The organism is Streptomyces virginiae (assembly GCF_000720455.1).
GTDB classification, from domain to species: Bacteria; Actinomycetota; Actinomycetes; order Streptomycetales; family Streptomycetaceae; genus Streptomyces; species Streptomyces virginiae.
In genome coordinates this window covers 136952-148487 of the sequence record NZ_JOAK01000013.1, presented here as the reverse complement: position 1 = coordinate 148487, position 11536 = coordinate 136952, and the positions used below count along the sequence as shown (strand labels likewise).

At 69.9% G+C, this 11536-nt stretch carries 10 protein-coding genes; all 10 read right to left on the bottom strand.

Going from position 1 to position 11536, the window contains the following annotated elements:
• Window positions 1-46: 46 nt before the first annotated feature.
• Window positions 47-334 carry a hypothetical protein gene (locus IG86_RS0121175; protein WP_030898700.1) on the bottom strand — a complete coding sequence of 96 codons (288 nt, stop codon included), beginning with the start codon at window positions 332-334 and terminating at the stop codon, window positions 47-49.
• Window positions 335-393: 59 nt separating this feature from the next.
• Entirely contained in the window at window positions 394-1824 is a 1431-nt protein-coding gene (locus IG86_RS0121170) for a DUF6177 family protein (protein ID WP_030898697.1), read from the bottom strand.
• Between the two features lie 381 nt (window positions 1825-2205).
• On the bottom strand, window positions 2206-2493 hold the full coding sequence (locus IG86_RS0121165; RefSeq protein WP_030898693.1) for a hypothetical protein: 288 nt from the start codon (window positions 2491-2493) through the stop codon (window positions 2206-2208).
• A gap of 639 nt (window positions 2494-3132) precedes the next feature.
• Window positions 3133-3732, bottom strand: a complete 600-nt coding sequence (locus IG86_RS0121155; protein WP_244305975.1) for a pentapeptide repeat-containing protein — start codon at window positions 3730-3732, stop codon at window positions 3133-3135.
• 25 nt (window positions 3733-3757) lie between these two features.
• The gene (locus tag IG86_RS0121150; RefSeq protein ID WP_244305973.1) at window positions 3758-5983 is read right to left on the bottom strand and encodes a hypothetical protein; all 2226 of its coding nucleotides are present in this window, start codon (window positions 5981-5983) and stop codon (window positions 3758-3760) included.
• Complete coding sequence (locus IG86_RS0121145; RefSeq protein WP_030830264.1) at window positions 5980-6363, bottom strand: DUF6507 family protein; 384 nt, start codon at window positions 6361-6363, stop codon at window positions 5980-5982. The genes IG86_RS0121150 and IG86_RS0121145 overlap by 4 nt, the downstream gene beginning before the upstream one ends.
• A gap of 219 nt (window positions 6364-6582) precedes the next feature.
• Window positions 6583-7548 (bottom strand): hypothetical protein, encoded by a 966-nt coding sequence (locus tag IG86_RS0121140; RefSeq protein ID WP_051785306.1) that lies wholly within the window; start codon window positions 7546-7548, stop codon window positions 6583-6585.
• Window positions 7545-9374 carry an alpha/beta hydrolase gene (locus tag IG86_RS0121135; protein ID WP_037849361.1) on the bottom strand — a complete coding sequence of 610 codons (1830 nt, stop codon included), beginning with the start codon at window positions 9372-9374 and terminating at the stop codon, window positions 7545-7547. The genes IG86_RS0121140 and IG86_RS0121135 overlap by 4 nt, the downstream gene beginning before the upstream one ends.
• A gap of 6 nt (window positions 9375-9380) precedes the next feature.
• Window positions 9381-9839: a hypothetical protein gene (locus tag IG86_RS0121130; RefSeq protein WP_030898682.1), complete on the bottom strand. Its 459-nt coding sequence runs from the start codon at window positions 9837-9839 to the stop codon at window positions 9381-9383.
• A gap of 209 nt (window positions 9840-10048) precedes the next feature.
• On the bottom strand, window positions 10049-11524 hold the full coding sequence (locus tag IG86_RS0121125) for an RsmB/NOP family class I SAM-dependent RNA methyltransferase (protein ID WP_030830252.1): 1476 nt from the start codon (window positions 11522-11524) through the stop codon (window positions 10049-10051).
• Window positions 11525-11536 lie beyond the last annotated feature (12 nt).

Genomic DNA, 11536 nt, shown 5'->3' with positions numbered 1-11536 from the left:
GAAGCCCCCGCCCCCGCCCCCGCCCCCGCCCCAACCACACCCCCGCTCACCCCGGCGGCATCGGCTGCTGCGGAGCTCCCTCGAACAGGTAGGCGTACATGGCCCGCAGGTAGGACTTCAGGCTTTCACTGTCAGGGAATTCGATATCGGTCAGTCGCTCGTATTCGGCCGGCCCGAAGGAATCGTCGGCGACGATCTGCTCGAACCCCGCCCGGATCAACTCCACATAGGAGTCGCTGAAGCTCAGCAGGGTGGGCCTCAGGCGGCCATCCACGAAGTAGCCCTGCTCAATGCTCAGCTGGGCTCTGAAGAAGTTCCTGAAAAGGGGGTCCACTGCAGTCCTTCCCCCGCAATGGCGGCTGAGGTGTGCCTACGACCGGCCACTGCCCTCGGTCAGGCGGGCGGCGCGCCGCGGAGGTGCCGCAGCAGCCGTTCCATGGCGGCCCAGCTCTCGGCGGTCTCGGCGTCTCCAAGTGCGTAGTAGAAGCCCGGCCGGGCGCTCGGGCCCAGTTGCACCGGGCGTTCCTCGAGCGGTGTCCTGCTCGCGGTGTCCCGCCCGGCCTCCTGGACCTCCGCGGGGCCGAGTACGAAGGCGTACGGCATCGGCGGGTGCTCGTAGTGGGGCGGGGCGCTCAGGTCCCGGCGGGCTTCGCGCAGCTGGCACAGCATGGTCGTGAGCCCGTACCGGGTCACCAGCTCCTCTGCCAGCCCCGGAAGGGCCTCGAACGGTATCTCCTCGCCCGGGCCGTAGCCCACGGTGAGGGTGACGTCCTCCTCCACCCCCTCCGGGGTGCGGATCACGCGCAGGGTGGCGACCGCGGGCCGGTCCGGGGTGCCGACGACGACGGTCCAGGTGGAGCGCGGGGCGCGTTCGTACGCCAGCTCCGTCAGCTGGCGCCGCGACCACGTCAGACCGGCGGGCTCCGAGGTCCCCCAGCCGGCCGGCAGGGCGCCCGTCAGCGCACGCCAGGCGGCTTCCAGCGCTCCGCCCAGGACCAGGTCCGCCGTGGGGCGGTGCAGGGTACGGAAGGAGACGATGAGCTGACGCTCATCGGTCTGCCCGGCCTCCTCCGTGAAGGCGTCCGCCACCGGGGTCTCGCCGTTCTCGTCCCGGGCCGGGGAGAAGGCGTCGTCCTGCCAGGTGAGCACGGCGCCCGTGAGACCGTCGTAGTAGCCGCAGCGCTCGTCCTGCACCACCCACCGGGAGGGCATGGACTGCAGCAGCAGGCGGGTGGGCGTGGAGAGGCGGCAGTGCGGCGGGGTGACGATCTGCAGGGACCGCTCGCTCTCCACGGTGGCCCGCAGCACCTCGGAGAGCCAGCTCGTCATGGGGACGACGGGGCGGTCCTGGAGGACGACGGCGGCCTTGTCGGTGAGCATGTCCACGGCCGGCTGGGCAGCGGCTGGCGCCGGTACGGCGGTGAGGCCCGAGACGTCGACCGGACGGGCCGCGCCGACGGTGCCCGGTGCGTCCGGCGGCCAGACCTTGCCGCCCAGCAGCATGGTCAGGCGGGCCGCGAAGGCTCCGGCGAGCTGCTCGGCCTGCGGTACACCCGCGGCGGCGCGGGCCTCGACCCACCACGCCGGGCCGTCGCCGGACAGCTCGGCGCCCGGCCCCAGCAGCCGGGCCGCCTCGCCCGGCACCTGAAGCATGAGCGGGACCTCGATCGAGACGAGCGGCCGGCCGTCGGCGTCGCACAGCTGGACGACGGCCCCCTCGCCGGCGGTCTCGACCAACAGGTCCGGGCCGCCCGCGAGCAGGCCCGCCAGGACGCTGAGCGCGTCCGGCATGCGCTCGGTGAGCGCGATCACGTCCTTGGTCATGCCGTGTTCCTTGTCGTCATGTCTCTCAGTGCCTCGCGGACCTCCGCGCGCACTCGTTCGTTTCCGGAAGTCAGCAGGTCCTCCTGTCGAACAATTCGCCCACCGGCGGGCCGGAACCGTTCATCAACGCGGCGTGGCCCGGTATGCGGTTCAGGGCGTACCGAGCAGTGGTGGACCCGGTGGACCACAGCCCTGCAGGAGCGGGCACCTGGTCCCGCTGCAGCCGTCGCCCCCCAGCCGAGCCCCGCGCTGACGTCCGGGCCCAGCCCGTCGATGATGTCGGGAGCCTTCAGGCCGTACCGCTCGGCGCATCCCTAGTACGCCGGCTCGCCAGGCTCCGCCGCGACGCCGAGTACCTGCTCGATCTCCCGCAGGGCGCAGTCACCCTGGCGGCATCGGCTGCTCGGGCGCATCACCGAACAGGTAGTCGTACACGTCCTTGAGGTAGGCGTGGAGGATCTTCCTGTCGGAGAATTCGATATCGGTCAGCCGCTCGTACTCGGCCGGCCCGAAGGATTCGTCCGCCAAGGCCTGGATGAAACCCGAACGAACCGCTTCGACGAACGGTTCACGGAACCCCAGCAGCGTAGGCCTGAGGTAGCCGCTCGTGTCATATCCCTCCGTGGAGTTGAGATATCCCTTCACGAAACGCCTGAATCTCTCGTCCATTCACCCCCCTCGCCTCAATCACCTCGACCCTGCCGGGCGCAATACATGCCGGGTCCGCTCAGGCCGCGAGCAGGGCCGTGGTACGGAGGAAGAGGTCTACGTCCTCGAACTCCACACGCTCCGCCTCGATATCGGTGACGATCCGCCGCAGAACCTTCACCCACTCACCGATGAAATCCGCTGCGGGAACAACGACATCGCCCCGTTCGGCCAGCAGCGCCTCGTAGTTGCCGAGTGTGCTGTGCCAGCGTGCGTGGATCCTGAGGAGATCGGCCTGGTGGACGATTCTCCACTCGGCCGCGAACGTGTCCGCCCCCAGAAGACCTCGGTTTCCGAGAATCCCGGCCGTCGGATCGCCTCGAGAAGGGGCACCAGGTCGTCGAGAAGGGCCGCCAGGTCATGGCCGTAGGACAGCCGGACCGGTACGAGATTCCAGACGAGAATGGCGTCCTCGCCCTCGGTGGGGTACATCTCGCCGACCGCGTCAGCCATGTCGGTGGCCGATCCGCACCTCCGGACGGCCGGGCAACCCACCTGGATCGAAAAGCTCACCGGGTCACCACCGCACAGCGGTCACCGCGGCGGTATCGGCTGCTCCGGCCTCCTGAATTGCGGTTCCAAAGGATGGCGCGCTCCGGCCTATTGCGGGGACCCCGGGGCGATCACTTCGACCTTGCCACCGCGCTCGGAGATCCACGCCTCAAGCTCCGCGCCGCCCACTTCCCGGGACGATTCGCCACTGAAGACGGAGATCGGCCCGAAGACAGTGCCCGTCAGGCCGCTCACCGTCGTGGAGTCGTCGACTGAGACCTTGAAGGTGTTCTGGAACAGGACTGCGTCGGTCAGGTCCGCGCCCCTCAGGTCCACTCCGTGGAGGGACGCGCCCATGATGCGCGTCCCCCTGAAGCTCGCTCGTGACGCGTCGACCCCATGCAACGAGGCTTTGACCATGTCGGCGCCGTCGAGCCGCGCCGACCTGAGCACCGCCCTGTCGAGGTTCGCCCTGACCAGGTCTGCGCCGGTCAGATCCGCGCCGGTGAGATCCGCCGACTGAAGGTCGGCGCGGTAGAGGACCGCTCCCGCAAGCCGCACGCCCGCCAGGACGGAGTCCGTGAACCACGAGCTGGAAAAGTCTCCGCCCGACAGGTCCGCACCGCGGAAGTCGAGCTCGACACCGAAGAGGCTGAAGCCCTCTTCGGTGAGCCATTCCTGCAGCCGGCCCGTTGCCTCGGGATCCACCGGAAGCGTCTTGGGCTCCCAGTTCTCACGGGTACCAGATGACATGATCTCCCCAACCATGCGTTTCAACGATTTCCCTGATGCTGTCGATGGCCGCTTGATTCGCATTGCGGACGTCGACAACGACTACCCGGTGCTTTTCAACGATCTGCTCCGTGAAGGTATGCACCCAGGTACCGACATCCCTTGCCGGGTTGTACGCACCCGGGAAGGGCCGGGCAAGCAGAGCGGGGTTCTTCACGTTGTTGAACGGGGGCCAGAAGGAATGTACACCCTTGATGTCGTAGTACTTGCCCGTGGTTTCCGAGTAGAACTCGCCCATGTCCTGCACGGTTGGACGGCGAATATCCGCGGGGAGGCGTCCCTGTTCCCGCAGGTCGAGGCCGACCCGGGCTTCGTCCATCGACTTGACGTCGACCTTACCCCTATGGTCGGGGTCGTGCTGTAGGTGGTCGAATTCCTCCGGAGCCCGCTTCTCCACGTCCTCCAGGTGTCCCCAGTGCCCGGCGCGCTCTTCAGCCGTCAACTCCGGAATCGGCTCGTTCACACGATCGCTCGGCGTCGCCCCCGGCTCGCTCGGAGCGTCCGGGCCATCGCCGTGACTCCCGTCGCCCGCGTGCACGCCGTCCGAGTGGCCGCCGGTACCTGCACCCGGGGTGTCGCCGAAGCCGCCATCACCGGACGGCGTGTGCGTACCGGATCCGCCTCCCGGCGAAGGGTGCGGGCCCGCGCCCCCGCCGTTGCCGTTACCGCTCGGACGGTCTGCGGCGTGGCCGGCCGGGGACGGCGTGTCGTGCGCGCCGCCCCCACCCGCGGGGTGCGCCGGGCCCGTCGGGTGGCCCGTGGAGTTCTCCGCGTGGCTGGGGCCGCCCGCGCCTTCGAGGACGCGTTCCTTGGCCGGTGCCGGCTCGTGGGTGTTGGGCAGGTCGTCCTTGTGCGGCTCCCTGACGGGCTCGGTGTCGGGGACGACGTTGCCGTGCTCGTCTCGGATGGCGCCGTCGTGGCCGATGACGCGCTTGTTGCCGTTCGGGTCGACGTACTCGTGGCCGGGGGGCGGCGCGGTCGCCTCCGCCGGGTGGGGCGAGGTCCCGCCGGGCATGTTGCGGGCCATGTCGTCGACGCCCGCACGGCTGGCCTTCAGGCCCTCCATGAAGTCGCCGACCTTGATCTTGGTGACGTTCGCGGCCTTCCCGAGGTAGCTCATCGGGTCGACGAGCACGCCCGCCTTGCCGACCACGGTCGCGATCTCCGAGCCCACGCCCAGCTTTCCGGCCCTGCCGAGCTTGAGGAACGAACCCGCGCCGATGGTCAGGACGTTGAACACCACCGTCCCGCCGGCCCGCGCCGGATCCTTGCCCCACTCGTCCCACGCGACCAGCGACTTGCCGAAGTTGCGCAGGGCCGCCTTGTTCTTCTCGCGGTCGGTGTGGTCGGCCGGGCCGAGCATCTTGTCCATCGCCCAGTCCCACGGCGTGAGGAGGTAGCCGCTGACACCCTCGAAGACATCGCCGATGCCCGACCAGGTCTTCTTGAGGGTGTCCAGGTCGAACACGTTGACCATGTTGCCCAGGCCCTTGAGGGTGCCCCAGACGCCGTCGACGAAGAAGCCCTTCAGGCCACTGCCGACCTTGTCCTTCGTCCACTCCCACGCGGCTCGCAGGCCCGTGTACTCGCGCTCGTCGGCCGTCCCCCACGGCGTTTCCCTGGCGTCCTTGACGTCGCTCTCCCTGAAGCCGTACATGCCGACCTTGTGGGAGCCGTCGTCGACGACGAAGTGCGTGCCGCCCACCAGCGTGGTGATCTTGTTCGCCGCGTCGCGCTCGACGCCCTGGAACGCCACCCAGGTCACGCCGACCTCACGGACGAGACGGGCGTTCTCGTCGATCTTGCCCTGGTCCTGCTGCCAGTCCTCGTCGTCCTTGTTGTCCGCGACGAACTTCTCCGCGTCGATGCGGAGTTGTTTCATCCTGTCCACCAGCGGGCGGGCGGTCGTCGCGAAGTTCGTCAGCGCGCCGCTGACGGACTCCAGCTTCGTCGCGAACGCGTCCGCGTTGTCCCGCACGGGAATCGTCGAGTTGAGCAACTCCTCCTGTTCGGGGGCGTCATAGACCGGATCCAACGCCTGGAACGCGTTGTGCACGTCCCTGCCCGTACCGCGGATGCTGGAGGCGGTCGTCTTCAGCGCGGCCGCGTGCGTCTCCAGGGTCTCCAGGTTGCCGGTGAAGGTCGGTATCTTCCCGACGTCGATCACTTCTTGGGACCCTTCAGCTCTTCCGCGGTCGGAGCCTTGGAGTACTCCTCCTGCTTGTTCTTCGCCATCTGCAGGTCGCCCTTGACGTACTCCTCAGTGGCAAGGCGTGCACCGGTGATGGACTTTCCCGTCCGGACGGGAAGGAACTTCAGGTCGTTTTCCGTTCGCTGCTGAAACTCCAGCAATGCCTGGGCCACAGGGCCGAAGGCACCTTCCTTGGGAAGTTCGGTGCCGCCCAGCACCATCGTGCCCGCCCACGTCGCCGCGCCGACCACGCCGTCGCTGTACGACGTGAACTCTTCCTCGAACTTGCTGCCTGCTTCAGCGGTCTTGTTCAAGACGCCTTGGACGCCGGCCGGCTTGATGTCCCACGTAGACACGTTGCCCCCCGTTCCTCACAACGTTTCCCTCCAGTGCCCCGACGCGGGCGACGGCACCGCCACCCCTCCGCACTGGTGATCCATTTCTATCAACCTGGCGTTGCCGGGTGCAAAGTGAATGGCAGTCATTCCGGCCTGCCGACCGTGCCTGTCACAGAGTTGTGACAGGGACGGGCAGACTCGCTCGTGGTCGGCCGCCGCTGCACGGGGGGCCGGCCGTCATGCCTCCGCCTCCGCGGGCGCCGGACCGCCGGCGGGCGTCGTCACCGCGACGCGCACCGCCCCGGTGGCCGAGGCCGCGACCTGCGCGACCGTGCGCTCTTCGGGGTGGCCCGCGACGAAGGCCGGGGCGCCCGCAGGCGTCGGCATGGGTCGTACGTGCCATCCCGCGCTCCGGAAGTACCCCTGCGCGCGCCCCACGGCGGCGGCCCTCTCGTCCTCCGGCAGCGGGACGGTGGACCAGGCGTGGTGGACCGAGGCGCCCGACTCGTCCCGGACCGTGCTGAGGCCTTCTCCGGGCTGCGCGGGCGCCGATCCGACCTGCAACGCGTCGTAGATCCGGCTGGAGTGGCCCAGGGCGCGGCGGGTGGCGGGGTCACCTGCCGACGGGGTCTCGAACGCGGCGGGACTGGCCGGGGCGGCCCCCGAGGCCTTGCTCTTGCCCGGCGGGAGGAAGCACGGCGACACCACCTTGAGGGTGGCGAGGCCCTCGCCCTTGGCGCGGTCCAGGACCCCGGTGATGGCTTCCATCCAGAAGTCGTCCGGCTCCGTACGCATGCTGACCCAGGGGAAGGGCCCGGACATGTCCTCCTCATTCGACGAGTTGTACTTGTAGCCCTGCTTCAGCCAGGCGTCCCGCGCCTGCAGCACGAGATTCTTGGCCTCGGTCCCGGGAACCCCGGTGAGCTTGTAGAAGAGGGTCGCCTGCAGCCGGTCGTCACTGCGGCTGTCGTCCCTGGCTATGCAGGGGCCGATGGTCGCGGGGCCGAATCGCTCCAGCGTCGGCTGGGGCGACATGGTGTCCACCGCCTGCCGGATGATCTCTTCCGCCCGGTCGACGGCCTGCTGCTCGTTCATGGTGACCTGCTTCGCCTTCTCTCCGTCGGCCGATCCGCCCCCGCACGCGGTCACCGTGACCGTCAGCGCGAGCAGTGCGGCGACCGAGAATGCCTTCCGTCGTTTCACGGCTTTCCTCCGGTGACGATCCCTGCCAGGCTCCTGAGCGGCTTGTCGTCCCAGTACTGGGAGTGCGCGGGCATCAGTTCCCAGTCCGAGCCCGGCATCTCCCCGTCGGGGACCTCGAAGACCTGGCCCCCGAAGTCGTCGGAGGTCGGGTCGGTTCCGTGGACGATCGTGTGATCGTCGAAGAGGTCCAGGTACGCCTGCGGACTGAGGGGGTCCCGGGCCGGCGGCGGGGCGATGTTGATTTCGTCCCAGAACGCCGTGGCCGCGAAGACCCGGTCCGGTGCGATGTTCAGGTCCTTCGCGTGGTCCACTCCCACGCCCGGACTGCCCACCATGATCGCGCTGTCGACCGGCAGGTCCACGTGCATGCTCATCGTTTCTCCCACCACCAGGGACCCGTAGCTGTGTCCGAGGAGTGTCTGGTTCACGCCGCCTTCGCGGTGGTTGACTTCCTCGATCCCCTGGATGAAGTTGCCGAGCGGCTCCCTGGCGTTGTCCGCCCACTTGGTCTCCGTCGCGTCGGTCGCGATGCCCTGCGGGGCGTCGTAACCGAGCCACACGATCGACGCCGTCGACTTCGTGGGGTCAGTGGCTTCCGCCTGTGCCTGGAGGCGCTCGGCCCTGCCGATGTCCCCGTCGATGGACTTCAGCTCGGCGAACGTCCCGGGCACGTACGTCACCACGTTGTCGGCGGTGTCCGGGTTGCCGATCGCGACGATGGCGCGGCCCATGTCCTTGCCGTCGAAGCCGAGGAGATAGGGGCGGCTGCTCTCACTCGTGTAGGTGTCGAATCGTTTCTGTATGGCGTCCATGCCCTGGTAGCCGCCCTCGATCTCCTTCCGCTTCTCGTCCCACTTCCTCCACTCTTCCGTCGGGACCATCGCGCCCTTCACCTCGCGGCCCGTGATGGGGCTGATGTAGGGCCTGTAGTGCTCCGGCTCCTTCTTGAGCCAGCCGTCGTACTCCACCTGCTTGGCGGCGCGCTGTTCCGCGAGGACGAGGCGGTTCGCGTCGTCGCGTACGGCGGAGGGGAGGCCGTCGAGGCCCCCGATGCTCGCGGGGTGCATGGAGACATAGGCCTCGCGCTGTTCCTCGGTGAGGCCGTTCCACCAATTGGCGTTGTCCTGCGGCCAGTCGTTGGCCGGCGGCGGCTTGATCGTGCCGAGGTACGCGTCGGCGGCCCCGCGCACGCCTCCCGCGTCGGAGGTGGCGTCGGTCCAGTCGCCGGCGGACACGGTCAGGTCGTCGTCGGCCTTGAGGGCCCGTATCTTCGGCTCCCACTTGGCGTCCGCGTCCGTGGCCTCCTTGAGCGCGTCGGCGACGCGGTTCGCGTACCCCATCGCCTTGCCGTAGTGCGGGTTCGGGTGGATGTTCGCCGCCTGGCGTTCCAGGGCGTCGGAGGTCTCGGTCCCTCCCGCGCCACCGGTCACCGTGCCGCCTTCCGAGGGCTTCTCGGCACCCGGCTTCTGTCCGGCGGGAAACGCGACCGACCCGTCGTCGTTCACCCTGCAGCCGTCCGCCTGCGCGTCGGCGATCGCGGCCTCCAGCTTCCGCTTGGCGGCGGCCATGTCGTACGCGAACCCGTTGAGCGCGGTGCTGATCACACCGCATTCGGTCTGCGTGTAGTGGAAGTTCTTCGCCAGGGCCTGCAGCTGCTTGTGCGCGGCGTCCGCCGCTTCTCCCTTCAGCGACTTGCGCATGCCCGTGGCGACCGTGTTCTCGATGTGCTCACGGGCCGCCTGGGCGGAGGTGCCCATGGTGCGGTAGCCGTCGGCCGCGTCCTCGAACTCGGACGGCTTGAAGGCCTTGAGGGTGGCGTAGTCCATCGCGCGTCACCGTCCCCCGGCCCGGCCGCCGACGGCGTCCGTGTCCGCGTACGTGGCGGCCAGCCTGTTCATCTCCGCCTGGACGCCCTCGTCGGTCGTCAACAGGTCACGGCCCACCTGGTTCAGGATTCCCTGGAGCGCACCGCACCGCTCGCTGACGCTCTCGGCGTACTTCTTCCAGGAGTCGTACACGTCCTTCTGCGCTGCCGCGCTCAGGCACCCGGTGGTCGGGCCTGTTCCGGTCTGCCCGTCCTCGAGCTTCGTGAGCGCGGTGCCGATGGTCTGGCGGAGGGAGCCCACGCCCTCACCGGCCGTGGTCCATGCCTTCTTGCTGGACTGAAGTCCGCCCGTCACGGCGCTCGGAGCGCCGGTGCCGGGATCGGCGGGCACCTGATTGAGCCTCATGGCAACGTGCTGGCCGTCGCCCGCACCGGCCTTGATCTGTTCCCATTCGTCCCACGCCATGCGAGCAGCCCCCGAACGTTCCTGTCGATCACACCAGGCAGGAACGCTACGTCGTTCTGCAGCGCGGCTCATGAGTACGCGTACCTACGCGAGTGAGCATCTGCCCCGGCCCGAAAGTGCAGATGAAACGACTGCGGGCACGGAAGGCTCCGTGCCCGCAGTCGTTCGAGGGGGGATCAGCTCGCGGCAGCCGGTGCCGCGGGGCCTCCCTACGCCGTGCGGCGCAGGAGGGCCAGGTACATCGCGTCCGTGCCGTGCAGGTGCGGCCACAGCTGGACGTCCGGGCCGTCGCCCAGCGCCGGGACGCCCGCCATGAAGGGCCTGGCGTCGACGAGTTCGGCGGACACCGGCGCGTTGCCGGTGCCGCGGCCCTTGAGGACGTCGTCCACCACGACCCGGGTCTCCGCCAGGTGCGGTGAGCACGTCGCGTAGCCGACGATCCCGCCGACCCGCACCGCCGACAGCGCCTGCCGCAGCAGCCCGCGCTGCAGCGGCGCGAAGCCCTCCAGGTCCTCCGGACGGCGGCGCCAGCGGGCCTCCGGGCGGCGGCGCAGGGCGCCCAGGCCGGAGCACGGCACGTCCATCAGGACGCGGTCGAAGGATCCCGGCAGCCACGCCGGGCGGGTGCCGTCCGCCGCGATGACCTGGTACGGGCCCGGGTTGCCCGCGAGGGCCCGCTCGACGAGCCGCGCCCGGTGCGGCTGCTTCTCCGAGGCCAGCAGGAACGCCCCGCGCTCGGCCGCGAGCGCGGCGAGCAGCGCCGCCTTGCCGCCCGGGCCGGCGCAGCCGTCGAGCCAGCGCTCGTCACGGCCCTCGACCGGCACGGCCGCCAGGGCCATCGCCACCAGCTGGCTGCCCTCGTCCTGCACGCCGGCGCGGCCCTCGCGCACCGCCTCCAGCGCGCCCGGCTCGCCGCCCTCGGCCATCCGGACGGCGTACGGCGACCAGCGCCCGGGGAGCGCCGACTCCTCGCCGACCGCCTCCAGCAGCTCCTGGGGCGTGGACCGGCCGGGCCGTGCGACCAGGGTCACCTCGGGCCGCTCGTTGTCGGCCTCCAGCAGGTCCTCGATGCCGGCGCGCCCGCCGCCCAGCGCGTCCCACAGGGCGCTGACGACCCACCTGGGGTGCGAGTGGTAGACGGCGAGGTGCTCCTCGGCGTCCTCCTCGTACGGCGGCGCGACCCGCTCCAGCCAGCCGTCCAGGTCGTGGGCTGCGATCTTGCGCAGTACGGCGTTGACGAACTTGGCGCGTCCGTCGCCGAGCACCACCCGGGCCAGTTCCACGCTCGCCGAGACGGCGGCGTGGGTGGGGATCCGGGTGCCCAGCAGCTGGTGCGCGCCGAGGGAGAGGACGTCCAGGACGGGCGGGTCGACCTCGCGCAGCGGGCGGTCGATGCAGGCCTTGATGACCGCGTCGTACGTGCCCTGGCGGCGCAGCGTTCCGTAGACCAGTTCGGTGGCCAGCGCCGCGTCGCGCGCCTGGAAGTTCTCGTCCTGGCGGGCCTTCTTGAGCAGCGGCGGCAGGACGAGGTTGGCGTAGGCGTCGCGTTCGTCCACCGCCCGCAGCACCTCGAAGGCCAGCATCCGGACGGGGTCCTTCTGGGGCCGGCGGTACGGCTTGGCCTGCTTGCCGCCCGCTCCCGCGGGGGCAGGCTTGCGTCGGGGCTGACGGGGCTGTTCGCTCACGTGAAAGGTGCT